We start from the raw sequence: 21,853 nt of genomic DNA, 5'->3' as shown, positions 1-21,853 counted from the left end.
TGGCGGGGGTTGGTCGCCATGTCGCAGCGAGTAGGGTGGGTACGTGCACGATCGCTTGTTTCTTTCGGCCCCGCACATGGGCGGGGATGAGCTGCCGCTGGTCCAGGATGTGTTCGCCTCCAATTGGATCGCGCCCACCGGCCCGATGGTCACGCAATTCGAACAGGATCTTTCGGCGCTGACCGGCATCGCCCATGTCGCGGCACTTTCGAGCGGGACCGCGGCCCTCCATCTTGCGCTTCGCCTTGCCGGCATCGAGAATGGCGACGCGGTATGGAGTTCGACCATGACCTTTATCGGCGGCGTGGCTCCGATTCTCTACGCCGGCGCTACTCCGGTGTTCCTGGACATCGAAGGCGACCAGTTCCTGCTCGATCTCGACCTGCTGGAAAGTGAACTGACGCGCGCGCGCGCAGGCGGAAAGCTTCCGAAGGTCGTGATTACGACTGATCTTTACGGGCATGTCGTCGACGCCGGACGCATGCGCGCGCTCGCAGACGATTACGGCTTTACGTGGGTGAGCGACGCTGCGGAAGCCGTCGGCGCCTATCGCGATGGACGCCATGCCGGCAAGGGCGCCGATTTCACGATTTTGTCGTTTAACGGCAACAAGATTATCACCACGTCGGGCGGTGGCGCACTGGCAAGCGACGACGGGGCGGCGATCGAACGGGCGCGTTTCCTGTCAACACAGGCGCGCGATCCCGCACCGCATTACGAGCATACGACCTATGGCTATAACTATCGGTTGAGCAACGTGTGCGCGGCGATCGGGGTCGGCCAGTTGCGCGTGCTCGAGCAGCGGGTCGCGGCGAGGCGGCGGATCAATGATCGCTATCGCGAGCGCCTCGGCAAGCTGCCCGGACTTCGGTTCAGCGGCGAAGCGGCGGGGATGCGGGCCAATCGCTGGCTGACTACCGTCCGGATCGATCCTGCCCAGGCAGGCTTTGATCGCGAGCAGCTGCGGCTGGCGCTCGAGGCCGAGAATATCGAAAGCCGACCGCTATGGAAGCCGATGCATCTGCAGCCGGTGTTCGCGGGTGCCAGCTATCGTGGTGGCGACGTGGCTGCGCGCGCGTTCGATGACGGACTTTGCCTGCCGTCTGGCTCGGCGATGAGCGACGCCGATCTGGACCGCGTCTGTGCAATCGCCGAGCGGCTGGCGGAACGCTGAGCGATGCTCAAGCGCCTGATGGACATTGTGGGTGCGCTGACGGCGCTACTGCTGCTGTCGCCCATCATCCTGTTGTCGGCGGTGCTCGTCTGGGTCAGCATGGGGCGGCCGATCCTCTTCCGCCAGAAGCGGCCCGGCCTGGGCGGCCGGCCTTTCATGATGGTCAAGTTCCGCACGATGTCGAATGCGTGCGACAAGGATGGCCGGCCGCTGCCCGATGCCGATCGGCTGACGCGGGTGGGCCGCTTTCTTCGAGCCACCAGCCTCGACGAACTGCCGGAACTGTGGAACGTGCTGGTCGGCGAAATGAGCCTGGTAGGCCCGCGCCCGCTGCTGATGCTGTATCTCGACCGCTATTCGCCCGAACAGGCGCGGCGCCACGACGTGAAGCCCGGCATCACGGGGCTCGCCCAGATCAAGGGCCGCAATGCGATCTCGTGGGACGAGAAGTTCGAATATGACATCTGGTATGTCGACAATCATTCGATCTGGGTCGACATCAAGATCCTGTTCGCGACGGTGATCCAGGTGGTGCGGCGCGACGGCATCAACTCGGCAGAGTCCGCGACAATGCCCGAGTTTCTGGGCAAACGGGAGTGACGGCCCTGAAATGACACGGAGGCTGAGGCGCAACGTTCCATCGAAGTTCTCACCCTTGATAACAGGCGCAGGATCACCTCGCTGGCCCGCCGCCTTTCCATTGCCCGGCCAATGAGCTACCCGACCGCTGGCGCTTCGCGGCGCCACAAAATGATCTTTTATTCTCTCTCCGGAGATGTTGATGCAGCTTAATGTGCTTGCCTATTTCGAACAGGGTGCTGCGCGCGAATGTCCTGACAAGATCGCTGTCATCGATGGCGACGTCCGGCTGACCTTTGCCCAGCTACAGCACCAGGCGAAGTGTCTTGCGACGCTGCTGATCGAGAAGGCAGCCATCTTGTGCGAACCGATCGCCGTCTATCTTCCCAAGAGCGCCAACGTCGTTGTCGCAGATCTGGCGGTTCTCTATAGCGGCAACGTCTATACCAATCTCGACGTAAAGTCGCCGGCCCAGCGGCTGAAGAACATCATCACCAATATCGGGCCCCGCCTCGTCGTAACCACGCGCGACCGCATGGCGGAAGTGCTGGCCGCGGGCGTGGAAGAAGCCGACGTCGTTCTGATCGATGAGGCCGTCGCCGCCGTGACCGCCCCGGATCATGCCCGGATCGACGCGCGTGTTGCAAATATCATCGACACCGATCCGATCTGCATCATTAATACGTCGGGTTCGACCGGAACGCCGAAGGGCGTGACCCTGAGCCATCGCGGCACCATCGACTTCATGGACTGGGTCTTTGATACGTTCCCTCTTGGCCGTGAAGACGTCATCGGCAGCCTTTCGCCATTCTATTTCGACATCTACACGCTTGAGCTGAATCTCTGCCTCGCGAAAGGCGCGACGCTGGTGATCGTCCCCGAGCAGCTTGCGATCTTTCCGGCGAAGCTGGTCGAGTTTTTGGCAGCCCAGCGGGTGAGCTTCATTTTCTGGGTGCCCACGATCATGGTGAACATCGCCAATCTGGGGCTGCTGGACAGGGTGGCTCTGCCGGATCTGCGCACCGTGTTTTTCGCGGGGGAAGTATTCCCGACGCGGCACCTCAACATGTGGCGAAAGGCGCTGCCGAGCGCGCGCTTCGTCAATCTCTACGGCCCAATCGAGATCCATGTCGACTGCACCTATTACGTCATCGAAGGCGACATGGCGGACGACGAACCCTTGTCGATCGGGTATCCGTGCCGCAATACCGACATCCTGATCCTGAACGAGCATGACCAGGCATGCTCGGTAGACGAACTCGGTGAACTCTGCGTCCGCGGCAGCTCGCTGGCGCTGGGCTACTGGAACGACCCAGAAAAGACGGCCCGGGCATTCGTCCAGAATCCGCTGAACAAGCGCTATCCGGAACTGATCTATCGCACGGGCGACCTCGCCATGCGGCGCGAGGATGGCCGGATCTTCCTGGCCGGGCGCAAGGACTACCAGGTCAAGCACATGGGCTATCGCATCGAATTGCCCGAAATCGAGCATCAGGTGCTCGGCATTCCGGGGATCGCGAATGCATGCGTACTTTATGACCATCCGAAGAAGGCGATCACGCTGTTCTACCAGCCGGCAGACGCCGCCGTCCCGGTGGCGACGATACGCCAGGCGCTATCGGAAATCTTTCCCAAGTATATGTTGCCGACCGCGTTCCATTCGATGGAACGGCTGCCGATGAACCCCAACGGCAAGATCGACCGTAACGGCTTGGTGGAGTGGCTGAAGGAAAACGGCTGAATGGAGCCCGTCAACAGCTGGGTGGCGTGCCAGCAGCACATCGCGGCGGTTCGGCGGTCTTCGCCGGCATATACCAGCAATTTCTATGCGAGGCCGGATCAGGTCGAAAGCTGGTGTGCGTCCGGGCGGCTCGCGATGTTGCGTTCGGAGGGCGCCCTGCTGCTGTTGCTGCAGGATGCCGACTTCCGTCACGTCTATCATCTGGCTGAGGACGGCGCGGCCCTCACCCGGGCCCTCCAGGCCCTTTCCGCAGGCATCTATACCGCGGACCTGATCGGACAGGGCGATGCGCTGGCGGGATTGTGCGCGCGCTATGCCGAAGCCGGTTTCGTCCGCCACGATTATTTGCGCCGCATGACGCGGGTTCAAGCGCCGGGGACGGGGGTGCCGACATCGATGGCGGGCCTGGAGCCAGAGATCGCGTCCCCGGAAGACGCCGCGACGGTCCTGGCATTCCTGCAACGACTGCTCGATCGTTTCACCGAGCAATTGCCGGATCTCGCCGAACTCGAATCCGCTGCGGCGGCTGGGCGCCTGCTGATCGTCCGGCGCGGGATGGCGATCGCCGGCATGCTGATGTACGATCTGAAGGGCCAGTTGGGCCACTTGCGTTTTTGGCATGTGGACGACATGGCGCGTGGCGAGGGGGTTGGACGCCGCTTGATGGCGGGATTTCTGTCTCGGTGCGCCGAAGCAAGGCGTCTGGTTTTGTGGGTCAAGGGCGACAACACGCGTTCGATCGCCATTTATCGCCACTATGGCTTTGCTGAAGACGGGCTACAGGATCATATCTTGGTCTGCCATAAGGATATTCGATGACCAAAATCGCCAACATTCTTCAAAATATTCGCCCTGAATTCGATTTCAGCCAGTCCAGCGATTTTTTTGAGGAAGGAGTACTCGACTCCTTTGACCTGGTGACACTCGTATCGGAAGTCGATCAGGCCTATGGCATCTCGATTGACGGGATGGAAATCGTTCCTGAGAATTTCTGCAACATCAAAGCGATCGAAGCGCTGTTGGTGCGGCACGGGGTGACGCCATGAAACTCACCTACCGCGGCAAGGCTATCACCGGGTTGCTGACGATCGTGCCGGCGCACGAGCGCAAATTCGTCGACGAAATGGCGAATTTCAACTTTTCGCCAGCCCGGTCGCTCAAGCTCAAGGAGGTGATGGGCTATGACCGGCACCGCATCGTCGAGGGGCCGGTCTGCTCGTCGGATCTGGCGGTCGCGGCGATCGAGCATCTGCTGGCCCAAGGACGCATCCTCAAGGAAGAGATCGGCGGGCTGATCCTGGTGACCCAGTCGCCCGACTACCTGATGCCGGGCACCGCGACGGTGGTGCACGGGCGTCTCGGCCTGCACCACGACGTCTTTTGCTTGGACGTGAATCAGGGCTGCGCCGGCTTTCTGATCGGCGCAATGCTGGGCTTCATGCTGCTGGATCAGCCGGCGATCGGCAAGGTGTTGCTGGTGAACGTCGACGTGCTCAGCCGCAAGGTTTCGGCGCGCGACCGCAACAGCTATCCGCTGATCGGGGACGCGGCGTCGGTGGCCGTGCTCGAACGGCGCGAAGGCATGCGAGACGTCGAGGTTCGGATGAAGATGGACGGATCGCGGCGCGAGGCGCTGATGATCCCGGCCGGTGGAATGCGGCTGCCCTCTGACGCGAGCACCGCGGAACAGATCGAGGATGCGGAAGGGAACTTCCGTGCGCTCGACAATCTCAAAATGGACGGCTCAGCCGTCTTCAACTTCGTGATGAGCGAAGTGCCGGAACTGATCGGCGGCCTGTTGGCGGAGACCGACACGCATGTCGAGGACGTCGACGCTTTTCTTTGCCACCAGCCTAATCGATTCATGCTGCAGAAGCTGGCGGACAAGTTAAAGGTCCCGCACGACAAGATGCCCAGCAACATCGTTGAGCATTTTGGGAATTCCAGCGGCGTGACGATTCCGATGGCCGCGGTGTTCAACCTGAAGGATAGGCTGTCATCGGAAAGGCTGCACGTATGTCTGGCCGGCTTTGGCGTCGGCTTGACGTGGGGCGCCATGCTGATGGATTTGGGCCCGCTCGATTTCTGCGAAATGATCGAATATAGTGAGGTGAAGTGAGTATGGACGAATTCCTGGTTGAGATGGCGGAAATCCTCGAGGAGGACAATGTCAAGGCGACGGATGAATTGGGTGGATTTGAAAGCTGGGACTCGCTGGCAGTTCTTTCCGTCGCGGCGCTTGCCGATTCGCAATTCGGCGTCAACATGACGGCGCAGGAAATCAATGGCGCGACGACGATCGAGGAACTTTATCAGCGGATCGTCGCCAAGAAAGCCGCGTGACCGAGAATCCCATGGCATTCAATCCGCTGGGGCTCGAGGGACGCCATTACATCGTTACCGGCGCGAGTTCGGGCATCGGTCGGAGCACAGCATTGCTGCTGCATCGGCTCGGTGCTCAACTTTCGTTGGTCGATCTTGATGGCAGCGGTCTCGCGGCTATGCATGACGAGTTGAACGGCAGCGAACGCGCGCACGTCCACGTTGCCGATCTGTCGGACATCGACGCAATCGGAGATGTGGTTTCCGGATGCGTCGCGGCGGGCGGATTGGTGAACGGCGTCGTCCATTGCGCGGGCATGCAGGCCATAGCCCCGGTGCGCACCTTGCAGATGGACGTCTGGCGCCGTGTGTTTGCGATCAACACAGAAGCGGCGCTCGTACTCGGCAAGTGCATGGCCAGCAAGAAAGTCTATGCCGGCACGCACGGTTCGATCGTCTACCTTTCCAGCGTGATGGGCAGCGTTGGTTCGCCGGGCGCCATTTCCTATTCGATGAGCAAGGCTGCGTTGGAGGGTATGTCGCGTTCGCTCGCGCTGGAGTTGGCTGGCCGTGGCATCCGCGTCAATTGCATTGCCCCAGGGTTCGTGAAGACGCCCTTGTTTGAACGAACCGAGCGCCTTTGGGACGAAGCGCAGAAAAAGGCGGTCGAGGACCAGCATCCATTGGGTTTTGGGCTGCCGGAAGATGTCGCCAACGCGGCCGCCTTCCTGCTTGCCGACACGGCCCGCTGGATCACGGGTTCGGTCCTTGTTGTGGACGGCGGATACCTCGCCCGTTAGGATTGGAGAGTTGGATTGTCGGAACCTGAGGGCAAGGACCGTTACGTCCTGATCACCGGTGCATCGTCCGGCATCGGTCGTGAAATGGCGATCGATTTGTCGCGCCAGTATCGCTTGATCCTGAACGGCCGTGATGCCGATCGGCTGGAGGAGACGCGGCTGGCATGCAACGATTCCGGGCGGCACCTAGTCTGGGCACGCGATCTGGGCGATGTCGCCTCACTGGCCGATGCGCTCCCGGCATTCCTGGCGGTAAATGATGCATGCGTTACCGGTTTCGTACACTGCGCCGCGATGTTGAAGGTGCTGCCCCTGCGCAGCATTAGCATCGCTCATGCGCAAGAGGTGATGAACATCAACACGTTCGCCGCGATGGAAATCACCCGATTGCTGCTGCGCAGGAACGTTAACCACAAAGCGCTGGAAAGTATTGTCTTTATCTCTAGCATTGCCAGCCAGTTCGGCGCCAAGGGATTTGCGGCCTATTGCGCCAGCAAGGCGGCGCTCGACGGCTTGATGAAGGCTCTGGCGGTTGAACTGGGGCCGGACGTGCGTGTCAACTCGGTGCTTCCCGGCGGTGTGCGCACGCCGATGACCGAAGCGATGTATGCCGACGCCGAAATGGCCGATCGATTGACGCGCGACTATCCGCTGGGCGTCGGCTTGCCATCGGACATCAGCAATGCCGTGGGGTTCCTGCTGTCGGACAAGGCACGCTGGATCACCGGTCACCAGATGGTTGTCGATGGCGGCCGTTCGGCGAATATCTCCGCATGAAGCCATTCGTCATCGTCGGAACGGGCGGCCTGGGGCGCGAGTTGCTCGGCTGGATCGAGGGCGAAAGCCCTGCGCAGCGTGAGCGCTTCAGCGCCGTCGCCTTCATTTCCGAAGGCCCTGATGCGGGCGGCGTTTGTCACGAGTTGCCGGTGTTGCATCCCGATAGCTGGCACGCCCCGCCGCCGAGGTACCTGCTTGCGGTCGCCGACCCAGTGAAGAAGAAGCGGCTTGCGCTGATGCTGGCGGCGCGCGGATGGCAGGCGGAAACCTATATCCATGAAAGCGCGGTCGTCGGGCTAGCAACCCGCATCGGCGCGGGAACGGTCATTTGCCCCTATTGTCGGATTTCGACTGACAGCGTGCTCGGCGAACATGTGCTGGTCAACGGGGGGTCGGGCATTGGGCATGACGCCGTAGTTGGAGCCTATTCGTCGCTGCTGGGATCGGTGAGCGTCAATGGCAGCGCTCATGTTGGAGAGGGCGTTACCTTGGGTGCGGGGTCGATGATTTACCCCGGAAAGCGGGTAGGGGACTGGGCCAGAGTTGGTCTCGGCAGTGTGGTGCTGCGAAACGTTCGCGCGCATTCCACCGTCTTCGGCAACCCGGCCAAACGCATTGATGGTTGAAGGCGCGCGTCTGGCCGTCGGGGCTTAGGTTTCGGTAGCGCGTGCCATCACGAAGTCGAGTTGCGCGGCGATGAGCTCCGGGCCCCGTCGATGTGCCTCATAAAGATGGCCCCCATCTGGCGCGATGGCCGCATCTACAAATGGTGCGCTATGGAACGCAGACGCCATGCGTTTGACGTCGTCCGGTGTCGCTTGCCAAATGCGTTCGAACTCGGCGATCCGCAGATGCACTGGACAGGTGATCGCCGCAACCGCTTGTGGCCAACGGGCAGGCCAGCTTTGATTAAGTTCGTCGACTTCATCCTTACGCCACGGCGCAGCCACCGCGCGAAGAGCAAGAATGTCCTTCGCCTCGTAGGTGCTTGAAGGGCCAAAGAACCATTGAGGGGACGGACGGGCACCGTCGCCAGCCGAGCGGGTACGCAAATCGTCGGAATAAGCAGCATTTGGCACGTCGCCTATGCCCGAGATGCACAGCGATGCGACATTCTTAGCCCGTGCCGCGTAAGTGATTGCAACTGCGGCGCCAAAGGAATGGCCTAAGATTGACACGCGTCGCCCCCGAGCATCCGCAGTGGCGCGTTGAACCTCGTCGATCAGGAGCGCGACGGCATCGACGCTGCCGTCAATCGCAGAACCGGAGAAAGCAGTTGGACTTGCTCCGTGCCCTGGCCGATCGACGAGCAAGACCGGCAGGCCGCGGGCCACCGCGGCATCGAGGAGCGAGTTGTTCGGCAGATCGAAATAGCCGCCGTGACATCCGCTCCCGTGGATCGCGACCAAGAGGGGCGCACCGGGGGCAACGCCTTCGGGTACTCCAAGCAACCCGGATATTGCGATGTCGCCAGCCGTTACGATCTGTCGCGGTGACCTAGTCAAAAACTTTTCCCGAGCTAGCCAGTTTGGAGGGTCGCCGCTTTGCCGTATACCTAATGCATAGGCAATCATCACGCTCGACGAAGGGCGTGCATAGTGAGCTGGGGAAAGGCTGCCCCTGCCTAGCCTACTCTAAGCAACTGTTCTAGTTTGTTCAAACTCGAAACAAATCAGACATATGCCTCGGACTGGCCACGTTGGTTGCCACACATGCCATGTGCCGCTCCGCACGCCCGCCAATTCCCCGTCAAAGATGCACGCTGTTCATCGGCATCGTCTTCCGGCCCTCCCCTCAGCGTGATTTGCACGGCGACCATCCCTCTTGTTGTAAACACAAGCGCGCTGGGATAGGTGCTTCCCCTGATGTATACTCGAGTTCGCCAGTGTTCGCCTGCGACGTTCGCGCCGCGCTTGGGTGTTAACCAATGACCGACGGCAGAAATGGTCTCACTGCGCAAGTGCTGGATCTCCTCCACCGGCTGGTGGGGCTGAGCCGTCCGACCAAGTTTGCCATGGTCATGGCCAACGACGCGCTGCTTTGCGTTGCCTCGGTTATTATTGCGTTCTCGTTACGACTCGGCGGGTGGGAGCTGTGGAGCCGGCCGATCGCGATCGTGACCTTTGTTTCGATCGCGCTGTGGCTGCCCATCTTTCTGTATCGCGGGATTTATCAGTCGGTCGTCCGCTTCATCGGTTCGCGCACGATGATCGGGATCGCCACCTCGTGCCTGATGATGGCGGGCGGGCTGATCGCGGTGTTCATGGTCAACACCGTCGCCGACGTGCCGCGGACGATCGCGCTGCTGCAGCCGCTGGTCTTCGGCAGCCTGCTCGTCGTCAGCCGCCTGGTCGCGCGCTATATCCTGTTCGACCTGTTGCACCAGAACCGGGTCGACGGCAGCCGGTCGCGCGTGCTGATCTATGGTGCCGGCTCGGCGGGACGCCAGCTCGCGCTTTCGATCCGCCATGAGCCGAACATGGACCTTCGCGGCTATATCGACGACGACCCCCGGCTGTCGGGCAAGCATCTCGACGGCATTCGCGTCCATGGCAGCGATGATCTGGCCGAGCTGATCGACCGGCTGGAGATCGACCTTGTCCTGCTGGCGCTTCCCAGCGTGTCGCGGCGGCAGCGCGAGCAGATCGTGCGCAAGTTCGAGAATATCAGCGTGCGCGTGATGACGCTGCCGGGGCTGGCGGACATCATCGACGGCTCGATCTCGATCAACAATCTGCGCGAGATCGAGATCACCGACCTGCTCGGCCGCGACCCGGTGCCGCCCAACCGTGCGCTGATGCGCCACACGATCGAGGGGCGCACCGTGATGGTGACGGGCGCGGGTGGGTCGATCGGCAGCGAATTGTGCCGCCAGATCATCCAGTTCGCGCCGGCGCGGCTGATCCTGGTCGAGATGACCGAGCACGCGCTTTACCAGATCGACGACGAGATCGCCTCGGCGCGACGCAACGGCGTGCTGGGGCCGGACGTGGGGGTCCATGCCGAGCTCGCCAACGTCGCCGACGGCGCCACCGTGCGTCGGCTGTTCGACCGCTGGCGACCCGACACGGTGTTCCATGCCGCGGCGTACAAGCATGTCCCGCTGGTCGAGGAAAACCCCGTCGCCGGCATGCGCAACAACGTCTTCGGCACCTATCACTGCGCGCTCGAGGCGGAGCGGGTCGGGACGTCGCATTTCATCCTGGTGAGCACCGACAAGGCGGTTCGGCCCACCAACGTGATGGGCGCGACCAAGCGCGTGTGCGAACTGATCCTGCAGGCGCGGGCGGCGCGCAAGACGGCCACGCGCTTCGCGATCGTGCGCTTCGGCAATGTGCTGGGATCGAGCGGCTCGGTCGTGCCGCGTTTCCAGCGCCAGATCCGTTCGGGCGGGCCGGTGACGCTGACGCACCGCGAGGTCACGCGCTATTTCATGACGATCCCCGAGGCCGCCCAGCTCGTCATCCAGGCAGGCGCGATGGCGGAGGGCGGCGAGGTCTATGTCCTGGATATGGGCGATCCGATCCGCATCTATGACCTCGCGCGGACGATGGTCTATCTGTCGGGGCTTTCGGTGCGCGACGAGGCGCATCCCAACGGCGATATCGAAATCCGCGAGGTCGGCCTGCGCAAGGGCGAGAAGCTGTATGAGGAATTGCTGATCGGCAATTCGCCGCAGCCGACGGTTCATTCGCGGATCATGCGCGCGCGCGAGACCTTCATCGACTGGCTCGAACTCGACCAATATCTCGCGCGCCAGTTCGACGCGTTGCGCAAGGGCGACCGCGAGACGGCGCTGACGCTGCTCTCGACGCTGGTGCCCGAATTTGTCGGCGCGCAATCGCGCAACGTCGCGCCAGCCGAAGTCGAAAAGCCGCGGCTGCACGCAAGCGGGGTCTGAGGCGGGCGACGCGCTTGCCAGCGGTGCGGGCTTGGCGCCGAGCCTTCGACGCGCCGAGGTTGCCGGGGGAGCGCGTCGGGACGAGCATCCCCCCGGTCGCGCATCAGCTGAGATCGACGATGCGCACGAGCTTGCCTCCCGCGATCGTGAGGAACGAGGCGGCGCGTGACGAAGATCGCCGCCGCCTGCGCCGCCAGACCGGCAATTGCGGCGCGCCCCTCGACCCGGACATTGTTCCCGGCGTTGGAGACATTCTCGAACGCGACCGCGTCGGCGACGCAATCGACCAGCGTGGCGGCGGCGGGTTTTGCGGGGATCGGTTGAATAGCGGCGTTGGGGGATGCCGAAGGGCATCTGTCCACTCGGACGGACCCGACCTGACGTATCAGGCCGGGCGGTCAAATCGCCCGTTGGTCGCAATCGCGATGTGAAGCGCATCGATCATGCGCCGACGATGCCCGATCCGTCGCGATTGTCGAGATGCCCTTCGCCAGAATCCGGCGGCCGCGCACCTGGCCCGACGTCATCGTTGCCCGGCCCCGCGCCCGCCCCGGATGGGGCAGGCGCGGGCCGGGTGTCAGCGGGCGGGGACGATGCGGATGGTCGTCGGGGACTGGGCGAGCGCGATCGCGGTGCCGCCGCGTTCGGGGGTGCCGGCGGCGATGCGGTAGGGGGTGCCGGCGGTCGTCTTTTCGAGCATCACCAGCGCCTGCGGCGTCATCGCGGTGCGCGGGTCGAGCGTCAGCGTGACCACGCCCGTTGCGGGGGCATAGTCGGCGGCGGCGATCTTGCCCGCCTGGAGCGTCAGCCACAGCCCGGCGGGCGCGATGAACAGCCGGCTGCGCGCGCCGTCGCGGGGCAGGATCGTCACCTTGCCCGGGTCGACGCGGACATTGCCGCCATAGCCGAGCCAGCCGAACGCCGGATCCTTCACCAGATAGGTCGCCGCGGCATAGGCATGGGCGAAATAGCCGCTGCCATAGTCGCCGGTATAGGGATCCCAGCGCATCCGGTCGGGCCAGGCATGGAACGCGGCCGAGGCGAAGCCCTGCTGGTCGATATTGGTGATCCCGCCCATCAGCCCGCCATAGGCGACACGCAGCAGATGGAGATCGGCCGGGTTGGCGCGGAACGCCTCGAACAGCGGCAGCGCGTTGTTGGTCGAGCCGTAATGATGGATCTGGCGCTCGATCCGCGGATATTTGCCGCCATAGAGGAAGTCCCAGTAGCGGCGGGCATTGCCGTTATAGCCCCAGCTGGGGATCAGCGGGTCATAGCCGAGGATCACCTCGGCGGTCTGCGCGGCCTGGGCGTGATGGCCGAAATAGCGCATCCAGGCATAGACTTCGGGCTGGCCGGTCGAATCCCACGCCATCTCGCTGCCGAAGGGATAGCGCAGCGTCTTCCAATGGTCGGCGCGCGACTTCATCAGCGCCTCGATCTGGTCGGCGCCCTGGGTGATCCCCTCGCGCTTCAGATCGTCGAGGATGTCGACGAAGACATTGCCCTCCATCTGGCCGAACTGGGTGTAATAGGGCGCGTCGCGCATCATCGCGACGATCGTCATCCGGGCATGGTCGAGATACCAGCGCCAGTCATGCCGCGTCACCATGCCGGGGTGGTTGCGCGCGAGCCGGTACATCACCCAATAGCCGAGCGCGACGTGCGGATAGTTGAACGACCGGCCGAGATCGTCCGAATCCTTTTTCGACCAGCTCGTCCAGGACTTCCAGTTGAAGTCGGGCTTGTAATAATCGGGGAAGGTGCCGGGTTCGTAATAGAACAGGCTCTTCCGGACCGCGCCGATATGCTCGCCCTCGGCCACCTGGAGCTTGCCGAGCACGGTCTTGTCGATCATCTCCTCGAGCCGGGCGATCTCGCGCGGATCGGGATTGTCGAGCTGTTTCATCACCGCGGCGATCCAGCTTCCGGCGCCGCCCTCGTCGCTCAACCCCGCGATCCAGACACGCGGTTCCTGCGTCACGATCGCGTCGGCCTCGCGGTCGTAGCTGAGGATCGCGGGCGCGCGCCGGAAGGGGTCGGCGGGATCGTCATACCATTGGCGCGTGGTGGTGAAGCGGCCGAGATCGGCCATCGCCTGTTCGAGCGGCTTGGTGACGAAATAGCTGACCGTCTGCGCGGTGCCGTCGGCATAGGTGATCGTCGCGCGCACCTGGCCCCAGCCGGTCGCGCGAACGGCGTAGCGCCGCCAGCCATTGACGGGCGCGGCGGGCGTGAAGGTCATGGCGCCGGCCGGATGCACGTCGATACGCGTCACCGGCTGACGGTAATGGAGGAACAGCGACGCCTCGACGTCGGTCGGCACGACATAGCCGGGAACGCCGAGCGCGACCGGCCGCCCCTGGGCGATCAGCGTCGGCTGAATGCCGCGGATCGACGGCGCCTGCACGAGCCGCACGCCGAAGCTGTGCGCCGCGCCCGGCGCTATCGTGATGCTGGTGGGAGCGTTCCACTGTTCGCCCGCCGCGTGCCATTCGCGCTCGGCGAGCGCGCGCGAGGCGACGGTCCAGTCGTAGAACCCCTCCGACACCTGGCTGCGCGGGCTCTTGTCGGTGAAGATCGAGCCCTTGGGCGCCTCGTGCGGGTTCATCAGCGGGCTGTACGCCTCGAGCGGCGTGCGCCCGTCGGGAAGGACGAGCAGCGCCGGCCCCTTGCCGCTGAGCCGCGTGACCTGGAGATAGCCGGCGTCGCGCCCGATATAGGGATCGACGAAGCTCGCCTGGGCGTGCGCGCTTTCGAGGTCGCGGTCGAGGATGATGTTGTCGAACACCATCGGCATCCCCAGCGCGCCGATCTCGACGGGCCGGTCGGAGGTGTTGACGAGCGTGAAGCGCAGCGCGGGCACGCCCGCCTGATTGATCCAGCGGCGCTCGACGCGCAGCGGCAGGCCGGCGCCCATGCTCGCGCTGATGTCGGCCGCGGCAAAGACGGGGCCGGCGGCGGGAAGCACGCGGATCGGCCGGCGCGCCTGTGCCGAGGCGAAATCGCGCCATTCGCCGCCCGGATGCCGCAGCCGCAGGTTGAGGTCTCCGATATGGTTGTAGCCGTCACCCTGGCGTTCGGCCTCACGCCCGCCGGGGACGAAATCGAAGGCAGGATCGGCGACCGGGGAGAGCCGCGCAAGCGTCTGGGTATCGCTGCGCAGCGCGAGCGCGAACGCACCGATGCGATAGGGCGTGGTGCGGATCGGCGGGTAGCTGGGCCTGGCCTTGGCCGGTTCCTGCGCGGCGAGCGTGCCGGCGAGCGGGAGCGCCGCGGCGGCGACAGCCGCCAGCGCGAGCGACGAGACCAGGATCAGGCGGGCAGGGGTGCGGGTGGTTCGCATCGGCATTCCTCAGGGTTCGGCGCGCAGGACGGGGCGCTGGGTACGCCAGGCGGGCGTGTCGAAGCTGTTGTCGGCGGGCGGCGCCTCGCCGATCAGGTTGCGGACGAAATAGTCGCGGAACTTGCGCCAGAAATAGGGCTGGTAGACCGCGTGCGTGGTGTTGGGGAGGATGACGAGATCGACATCGCGCCCCGCGCGGATCAGCGCATTGGCAAGCTGAAAGCTCTCCGTCACGGGCACATTGTCGTCGATGTCGCCATGGATCAGCAGCAGCTTGCCCGACAGGTTGGGCGCGGCGGTCATGTTCGAATTGCGCGCCCATTGTTCGGGGCTGGCATCGCCCATCGTGACTTCGGGCCACCACGCCTTGTCGAGCCGGAGGTCGTGGTTGCCCGACGACGACACCCCGACCTTGAAAAAGCCCGGCCGCCGGATGACGAAGCGTGCGGTATCGTAACCGCCCGCCGACCCGCCATAGACGCCGACGCGCGACAGATCGAACTGCGGATAGCGTTCGGCCATCTGGCGGATCAGCGCGATATGGTCGTCGATGCCGACCTCGCCCAGATTCTGATAGGCGTGCATCCGGAAATCGCGGCCGCGGCGCGAGGTGCCGCGCCCGTCGATCATCACCACGATCGCGCCGAGCTGGGAAACGCTCGACCCGGTCGCGCCGACGGCGTTGCTCCAGCTCGTCGGCACCTGCGTCGTCGTCGGGCCGGTATAGACATTGTCGATCACCGGATAGCTGCGCTTCGGATCGAAGTGCGCGGGGCGATAGATGATGCCGTGGATCGGGGTGACGCCGTCGGCGGCGACGCCCTGAAACACTTCGGGAAAGGTATAGCCGCTCGCGATCAGCGCGCTCGCATCGGCCTGACCCAGCTCGGCAAGGATGCGGCCGTCGGCGGCGCTGCGCAGCACGGTGCGCGTCGGCACCGTCGGCGTCGACATCGCGTCGACGAAGGTGCGGCCGTCGGGCGCAACGACCACCTCGTGATTGACCGGCTCGGGCGTCAGCAGCACCGGCTGCTCGCCGTTGAGACCGATGCGATAGAGCGCGGTGTAATAGGGGTTGCGATCGGCCTCGCGCCCCACGCCCGTGACCAGGATCGAGCGGCCCGCGGCATCGACATGATCGACCGCGATGACCTCCCATTCGCCGCGCGTCAGCGGCACGCCGCCGTCCGGATCGTCGGGGCGGACGAGATAGAGCTGCGCCCAGCCGCTGCGTTCGGAAACGACGAGTTCGCCGCCCAGTTCGGGTGCGGGCAGGATGAAGCTGGACGTCACCGCGACATTGGGCTTGAGCGCCTCGCGCGCGACGACGTGCGCGGCGCCGGTTTCGGGATCGGCGCGATAGACGGCGAGCTGCTTGTAGCCGCGCTCGGTCCACTGGACGCGCGCCTCGTCGCCGACCCAGCCCATGTCGGGATCGGCCGGGTAGAGGATCGATTCCGACGGCACCCCGATCCGCACCGGCTGCGCCTTGCCGCGCCTGACCGCGCGTTCGACGTCGATCGCATAGCGCGTCGCCTGGGGGAGCTTTTCGGCGCCGGCGAGCGGATAGATGTAGCGGAAGGTGCGCGGATAGAGGCTGCCCGGCGGATTCGCCTGGGTGATGCCCAGCCGGACGACGTCGCGCGTGTCGAGCCGCCAGGTGAGGATGCGCCGGCTGTCGGGCGACCAGCGGATCGACACGGGCATCGTCGGTTCCTCGGTGCCCTGTTTGAGGATGTCGGCGAGCTGCGGGATGCCGCGGCCATAGGGCTGTTCGCGCGTGCCGTCGGTGGTCAGCGCGACCTCGCGCCCGCTGCGCACCTCGACCGCGTAAAGGTTGTAATCGCGCGCGACGATGCGGAAGCGACCGTCGGGCGACAGCGCCTCGTCGCCGTCCTTGCTGCCGGTATCGGCGCGGACGAGCGTGCCGTCGGCGCGCCAGTCCCAGCGCTTGTCGAACGCGCTGAAACTGAGCGTGCCCGCGGCGGGGTCGAAGCGCGGATCCTCGACAGGGAGCGCGGACGGGCGGAGCGCCTGGCCGGTTGCCTTGGCGAGCGCCGCGGCGACGGCGGCCTCGGCGGCGATGACGCGCGACTGGCCGGCGGCGATGTCGAAATAGAGGAGCTGGCGCTCGCCCTCGCGCCCGCGGCGATAGACGATGCCCGCGGCGTCGCGCGTGAACACCGGGCGCAGCGAGCGGTCGACCACCAGCTTGGCGAGCCCGTCGCCGAGATACTGGTCGGCAAGCGCATAGCGCGCGTCGATCGAGGCGGGCGCGGACGCGGGGGAGGCGGGAGCGGGAGCGGCGGCCGGCTGGGCGGCAAGCGACAGCGGGGCGCAGAGCGCAAGGCCGAGCGCGGTGGCGCCGAACGCGCGGCGGCGGACGCTCCGGCCCGGGAAATCAAACGGATATGGCATGGCTCTACCCCCCTTACTGCGTCGATCTAGACCATCGCGCGGCGTCGAGGTCAACGATATTATACATTATACAATGATGCCGGGTTGCGGCTAGGCGCAGCGCGCCGACGGTGCGGGGGCGGGCGGCGCGGCGGGTGGAACGACCGCATTCGGCGAGAGCACCTCCCATTCCTCGATCCCGAACGCGGCGTGCCGGCTGCCGTCGCCCGACGCATCGAGTACGGCGCGCAGGCAGCGCGTGCGAACGGGCGCGAACGACACGCTGCTGAAACCGTCCGTCGCCACCGGATAGCCGCCGTGCGGTGCGATCGCCCGCCAGGCGCGGCCCGTCCAATATTCGAGATGCCAGCGCGCGGGCGGTGCGACGCCGGTTGCGGCCCCCCGCGGCTGATCGCCCCAGAAGCGGATGCGCGCGGCGTCGATCGTCACCGGCCGGTCCCAGCGATACTGGACCCAGCCCTGCGCGGGCGCCGCGCTCGCGGTCCAGCTTCCCCACATGTCGGGGGGAAGCGGCGCCGGATAGACGATACCGTCGTTGAGCGCAGCCAGCCGGTACTGGACGGGCACCGGCACGTTGAACGCGGTCGGGCGCGCAATCCGCGCGACGTTGCGCGTCGGCGTGGCATCGGCGGGCGCACGCGTCGGCACGACCTTGCGGATCGCGGCGGGCTGGACGCTGTCGTCCCATTCGACGCGATCGATCGCGACGCTGCGCCGGAAATGGCCGCCCAGCTTCGCATCGGCGGTGTGGTAGGTCATGTACCACTGGCCGCGATAGGCGACCATGCCCTGATGCGAGGTGGTCGACGAAACCGGATCGAGGATCACGCCGCGATAGGTCCAGGGACCGAGCGGCGTCGGCGCGGTGCCATAGGCCTGGCACGCATGGTAGAGCGCCGGCGTGCAGGGCGACTCCGGCCCGGCATTGTTGGCGGCATAGACCATGTACCAGACGCCCTTGCGCTTGAAGAGCCAGGGCGCCTCGAAAAAGCCGGTGAGCGTGGTGACGCGGACGGGCTCGCCCACCGTCTTCATGTCGGCGCCCAGCCGCGCGCCGCGCAATTGGCCGAACGTGCCCCAGTAGAGATAGGCGCTGCCGTCGTCGTCGACGAACACGGTCGGGTCGATATTCTGGATTTCGTTGGCGACCGGCAGCCGTTGCGAGACGATCGGCCCTTCGGGATGCCAGTCGCGCCAGGGGCCGAGCGGGTCGTCGGCGACCGCGACGCCGATCCCCATGCAATCGCGGGTGCCGCAGTCGCGCTGCGCGACGGGGGCGTAGAGATAGAAGCGCCCGTCGGGCCCGCGCACCATCTGCGCCGCCCAGGCGACATCGGGGCTCGCCCAGGCGAACAGCCGGTCGGGGCGAAGGAAATGCGGGCGCAACGTCCATTTGCCCGAGGCCGGGTCGGTGCTGCTCAGCAGCGCCCATTCGGGCATCTCGAACCCGATCCGGTCGCGCGGTGCGACGTCACGCCCGGTGAGGATGTAGAAGGTATCGCCGACAACCAGCGGCGCCGGATCGGCCGAATAGAGGCTGCCGTCGGCGACAATCGGGTTGTGACGCGCGGTGATCGCGATCGGGGCATCGGACGCGGCGGCGGCGGGCTGGCGTTGGGGTCGGGGTTGGGGCTGGGCCGGCGCGGCGGCGACCAGCGCCGCGAACAACGCCGCAACCGGGGTCAGAAGGACAGGGCGGGGCATGCTCTCTCTCGGCCGGGGGCGGACGGACGACCGGTCAGACGTCGGCGCGCGCGTGCGAGGGCGCGGCGTTTCTGGTCATACAAATGCGCATCGATCCGATCATGGCTTCCCCTTCCGTCGCGCGCGGCTCTGGCGGCCGCTACGGCAGCATGGGTATATATCGTATACGTTATCGACGGCAAGGCCGCAATTTCGCGCGTTTCGGCAACTGGGCGGCGGCGTGGCGCGGCTTGTCCCGGCGGCGAAGCGCTGCGGCGAACGCCCCCGGCGAAAATCATTTTGTCAGGGTAGTTGAGCCCTTCCCGGCGCCGACGGCCATGCGGGTTGCGCGAGCGGGCGGCGGCGGTCCGCTCCCGCGTTCATGCCGATACGGGCAATGTCGGCCAGCGTTCGGTGATGCGCCCGCGATCGAACAGCACGATGTCGCCGAACTGGAGGAACAGCGCCTCGCTCTGGTTGGGGCGCAGGAAAACATAATCGTCGGGCGCCAGCCGCACGCGATCGGAGCCGGTGAGCAGTTCCTGATTGCTCGACCGGCCGAACAGCGTGTCATATTCCAGCCCGGGCGGCGACACCGGGGTCGCCATCCAGTGGCCGCCGTAGATGAAGAAGGCGCGGCGGCGATTGGGATCGAGGAACGTCATCGGCCCCGACAGCCACTCATAGCCGGGCAGGCGGAAACGCGGTTCGGCCTTGATCACCGGCGTCGCGATGAAGCTCGCCGGAACGTGCGCGGCGAGCGTGGGCACGTCGAAATCGACCGGCTTGACGAAAGCCGAGCCCGCCGCGACCTCGTTCGCGACCGTGCCGCGCGCGTGAAGCGCATAGGTGGGGCTGCCCGCGCTGTTGAGCGTGAGCGTGCGCGGATCGGCGCCGGTCGCCCGCCCGAGCGCATCGATCGCGGCGCGATAGCGCGCCTGCGCGTCGGCATAGGCGCGGTCGGGATCGACCATCTTCACGACATGCGGATCATAGCCCATCAGCCCCGACGGGCGGAGCATGCCGCCGGCGCGCGCCTGCACCACCGCGCGCGCCAGCGCGTCGGCATCGGCCAGGCCGCCGCGATGGAGGCCGACGTCGATCTCGAACGCGACGCGCACGGGCGTCCGCGCCTCGGCCGCGACCGCGGCATATTGGCCGAGGCGTTCGGGCGTATCGATCAGCCACTGGACGCGCGCCGCCGCCGCGGGGCCGCGCGCCTGAAGAAACTGGCCGAACTGCATCGCGGGCAGGGGCTTGCCGAGCAGCAGATCGGCCTCCGGATGGGCTTCGGCCATCGCGTCGAGCATCGCGCCGTTGAACACCATCAGCCGCGACGTCCCCATGCCGCGCGCGACATGATCGACCAGCGCCGGCGCGGGCAGCGACTTGACGACGACGCGCAGCGGCAGCCGCCCGGGCGCCAAGGCCGCGCGCGCCGCGGCGATATTGGCATCGAGCCGGGTGCGGTCGATCACCAGCACCGGATGCGCGATCCCGGCGGCGCGCAAGGCACGCCCGACCGCGGTGAAATAGCCGTCATGGCCGCCGCCCTGATCGGCCTTGCGCAGCCCGGCAACGCCCAGCCCGCCGAGCACCGCCACGCCGCCGCCCGCGATCGCCGCACGCCGGGTCCAGCGACGCGGCGCGCGCGCCGGGCGCGCGGCACGGCCCGAATCCCCGGTTTCAGCCATCGACCATGATCCGTTTCAGATAGGGGTTGAGCATCCGACCCTGCGGATCGACCGCACGACGTACCGCCATCGCATCGCGCCAGCGCGGATAGAGTGCGGCAAAGTCGCCCGGTCCGAGCGTGTTGAGCTTGCCCCAGTGCGGCCGGCCGCCATGGCGGCGCAGGATCGGTTCGACGAGCGCGAAGAAGAAGTCGTGGTCCTCCTTGTAATAGGCATGGACCGCGATCGACCCGCTCTCGCGCTGATAAAAGGGCGAGAGCCATGCGTCGTCGGGCGCGACGATGCGCGCCTCGAACGGGAAAAAGACGTCGTTGCGGTGCGTCTCGACCGCGGCGATCACCTCGCGCAGCGCCGCGATCTGGCTGTCGATAGGCAAATGATATTCAATTTCCTTGAACCGGATCGGCCGTTCGTTGGAAAGCAGCTTCCAGCCTTCGTCGACATCGGTTTCGACCTGGATCGCGTCGAGCTCGCGCGCGGCGATCGAGCGGCGCAGCCCGGGCGCGAACTCGAAGAGGTCGCGCAGCTTCTTGAGCCCCATCAGCGTTTCGGCATCGCGATCCGGGCCACGCGGGCGGACGGGTGCCTGGCTGACATCGTGCGTAATGACGACCGCGCGATCGGTGAAGGGGAGCACGAGGAACTCGGCATTGCGATGGCGGCTGCGCAGGTTGGGCCAGTCGTCGAGCACGTCGTTGAGCGGCCGGATCGCCACATGCTTGGCAACGCGCGTCAGCGGCCGGTTCTGGAGCGTCACCTGCGTGACGATGCCGAACGCGCCCAGATTGACGCGCGCGGCGTTCCACAGATCGGCATTCTGCGTCGCGCTGCAATCGACGATTTCGCCCGAGGGCAGCGCGAGCCGCATCGCCACCATCTCGCCGTGAAGCGCCTTCAGCCCCTTGCCGGTGCCGTGCGTTCCCGTCGCCAGCGCACCGCCGAGCGCCTGCTTGTTGATGTCGGGCAGGTTAGGCATTTCCTGACCGATCGCGGCGAGCGCGGCGCCCAGGTCGCGCAGCCGCGTTCCCGCACGGACGGTCGCCCGGTGGTTTTCGGCGTCATGATCGACGAGCCCGGTCATCGCATCGAGCGAGACGAGCGTGCCGTCGGTGGGCACCAGTTCGGTGAAGCTGTGCCCCGATCCGACCGCGCGGATCGGCCCGCGTGCAGTGCGCATCAATTCGGCCAGTGCGCCCTCGTCCGCAGGGGCGGCGCGTGCGGCGGGATAAGCCTGAACATTGCCGGCCCAGTTGCGCCAGAGCAGGTGCCCCGAGGCGTCCTTGAGCGGCGGCAATGGCGGTTCGCGGTCGAGCCACAGCCGCCGTCCGGCCAGCCCGCCCGCCGCAAGCGCGCCGGCCCCCGCCACGCCGCCGCCGATCATCATCGCCCGTCGCGAAATCCGCGCCATCGCCGTTCCC

18 protein-coding genes are annotated in these 21,853 nt (G+C 65.8%); 12 read left to right on the top strand and 6 right to left on the bottom strand.

Annotation, left to right across the window (positions count from 1 at the left end; all coding sequences use genetic code 11):
• Positions 1-76: 76 nt before the first annotated feature.
• From ACT3CF_RS07095 to ACT3CF_RS07050, 10 genes are all read left to right on the top strand, one after another.
• Entirely contained in the window at positions 77-1,174 is a 1,098-nt protein-coding gene (locus ACT3CF_RS07095) for a DegT/DnrJ/EryC1/StrS family aminotransferase (RefSeq protein ID WP_478421915.1), read from the top strand.
• Between the two features lie 3 nt (positions 1,175-1,177).
• Complete coding sequence (locus tag ACT3CF_RS07090; protein WP_478421527.1) at positions 1,178-1,774, top strand: sugar transferase; 597 nt, start codon at positions 1,178-1,180, stop codon at positions 1,772-1,774.
• A gap of 181 nt (positions 1,775-1,955) precedes the next feature.
• Entirely contained in the window at positions 1,956-3,494 is a 1,539-nt protein-coding gene (locus tag ACT3CF_RS07085; protein WP_478421526.1) for an amino acid adenylation domain-containing protein, read from the top strand.
• Positions 3,495-4,313 (top strand): N-acetyltransferase family protein, encoded by an 819-nt coding sequence (locus tag ACT3CF_RS07080; protein WP_478421525.1) that lies wholly within the window; start codon positions 3,495-3,497, stop codon positions 4,311-4,313. It begins immediately after the preceding gene.
• On the top strand, positions 4,310-4,540 hold the full coding sequence (locus ACT3CF_RS07075) for a phosphopantetheine-binding protein (RefSeq protein WP_478421523.1): 231 nt from the start codon (positions 4,310-4,312) through the stop codon (positions 4,538-4,540). The genes ACT3CF_RS07080 and ACT3CF_RS07075 overlap by 4 nt, the downstream gene beginning before the upstream one ends.
• A complete protein-coding gene (locus tag ACT3CF_RS07070) occupies positions 4,537-5,613 on the top strand; it encodes a 3-oxoacyl-ACP synthase III family protein (protein WP_478421522.1) in 1,077 nt (358 codons plus the stop codon). The genes ACT3CF_RS07075 and ACT3CF_RS07070 overlap by 4 nt, the downstream gene beginning before the upstream one ends.
• 2 nt (positions 5,614-5,615) lie before the next feature.
• Positions 5,616-5,837, top strand: coding sequence for a hypothetical protein (locus ACT3CF_RS07065; protein ID WP_478421521.1), 222 nt, complete (start codon positions 5,616-5,618; stop codon positions 5,835-5,837).
• Positions 5,834-6,616: an SDR family NAD(P)-dependent oxidoreductase gene (locus ACT3CF_RS07060; RefSeq protein WP_478421519.1), complete on the top strand. Its 783-nt coding sequence runs from the start codon at positions 5,834-5,836 to the stop codon at positions 6,614-6,616. The genes ACT3CF_RS07065 and ACT3CF_RS07060 overlap by 4 nt, the downstream gene beginning before the upstream one ends.
• 15 nt (positions 6,617-6,631) lie before the next feature.
• Positions 6,632-7,393, top strand: a complete 762-nt coding sequence (locus tag ACT3CF_RS07055) for an SDR family NAD(P)-dependent oxidoreductase (RefSeq protein WP_478421518.1) — start codon at positions 6,632-6,634, stop codon at positions 7,391-7,393.
• Entirely contained in the window at positions 7,390-8,019 is a 630-nt protein-coding gene (locus ACT3CF_RS07050) for a NeuD/PglB/VioB family sugar acetyltransferase (RefSeq protein WP_478421517.1), read from the top strand. The genes ACT3CF_RS07055 and ACT3CF_RS07050 overlap by 4 nt, the downstream gene beginning before the upstream one ends.
• Before the next feature lie 24 nt (positions 8,020-8,043).
• On the opposite strand, the gene ACT3CF_RS07045 is transcribed toward ACT3CF_RS07050, so the two are convergent.
• Positions 8,044-8,967, bottom strand: a complete 924-nt coding sequence (locus tag ACT3CF_RS07045) for an alpha/beta hydrolase (protein ID WP_478421515.1) — start codon at positions 8,965-8,967, stop codon at positions 8,044-8,046.
• Positions 8,968-9,320: 353 nt separating this feature from the next.
• Between ACT3CF_RS07045 and ACT3CF_RS07040 the strand changes: the two genes are divergently transcribed.
• Both ACT3CF_RS07040 and ACT3CF_RS07035 read left to right on the top strand, forming a co-directional pair.
• Positions 9,321-11,294: a polysaccharide biosynthesis protein gene (locus tag ACT3CF_RS07040; RefSeq protein ID WP_478421513.1), complete on the top strand. Its 1,974-nt coding sequence runs from the start codon at positions 9,321-9,323 to the stop codon at positions 11,292-11,294.
• A 165-nt stretch (positions 11,295-11,459) separates the two neighbouring features.
• On the top strand, positions 11,460-11,618 hold the full coding sequence (locus ACT3CF_RS07035) for a hypothetical protein (protein ID WP_478421511.1): 159 nt from the start codon (positions 11,460-11,462) through the stop codon (positions 11,616-11,618).
• Positions 11,619-11,871: 253 nt separating this feature from the next.
• Here ACT3CF_RS07035 and ACT3CF_RS07030 read toward each other — a convergent pair whose 3' ends face one another.
• The 5 genes from ACT3CF_RS07030 to ACT3CF_RS07010 all read right to left on the bottom strand — a co-directional run bounded on the left by ACT3CF_RS07030 (position 11,872) and on the right by ACT3CF_RS07010 (position 21,843).
• The gene (locus ACT3CF_RS07030; protein WP_478421509.1) at positions 11,872-14,640 is read right to left on the bottom strand and encodes a DUF5695 domain-containing protein; all 2,769 of its coding nucleotides are present in this window, start codon (positions 14,638-14,640) and stop codon (positions 11,872-11,874) included.
• 9 nt (positions 14,641-14,649) lie between these two features.
• Complete coding sequence (locus ACT3CF_RS07025) at positions 14,650-17,058, bottom strand: S9 family peptidase (protein ID WP_478421508.1); 2,409 nt, start codon at positions 17,056-17,058, stop codon at positions 14,650-14,652.
• Positions 17,059-17,148: 90 nt separating this feature from the next.
• Positions 17,149-18,762, bottom strand: coding sequence for a family 43 glycosylhydrolase (locus tag ACT3CF_RS07020; RefSeq protein ID WP_478421506.1), 1,614 nt, complete (start codon positions 18,760-18,762; stop codon positions 17,149-17,151).
• A 359-nt stretch (positions 18,763-19,121) separates the two neighbouring features.
• On the bottom strand, positions 19,122-20,435 hold the full coding sequence (locus ACT3CF_RS07015; RefSeq protein ID WP_478421504.1) for an alanine racemase: 1,314 nt from the start codon (positions 20,433-20,435) through the stop codon (positions 19,122-19,124).
• Entirely contained in the window at positions 20,428-21,843 is a 1,416-nt protein-coding gene (locus ACT3CF_RS07010; RefSeq protein WP_478421503.1) for a D-arabinono-1,4-lactone oxidase, read from the bottom strand. The genes ACT3CF_RS07015 and ACT3CF_RS07010 overlap by 8 nt, the downstream gene beginning before the upstream one ends.
• Positions 21,844-21,853 lie beyond the last annotated feature (10 nt).

It is taken from the genome of Sphingomonas chlorellae, assembly GCF_056485145.1.
The sequence above is the reverse complement of the archived record's forward strand: the minus strand, read 5'-3'. Positions and strand labels throughout refer to the sequence as shown.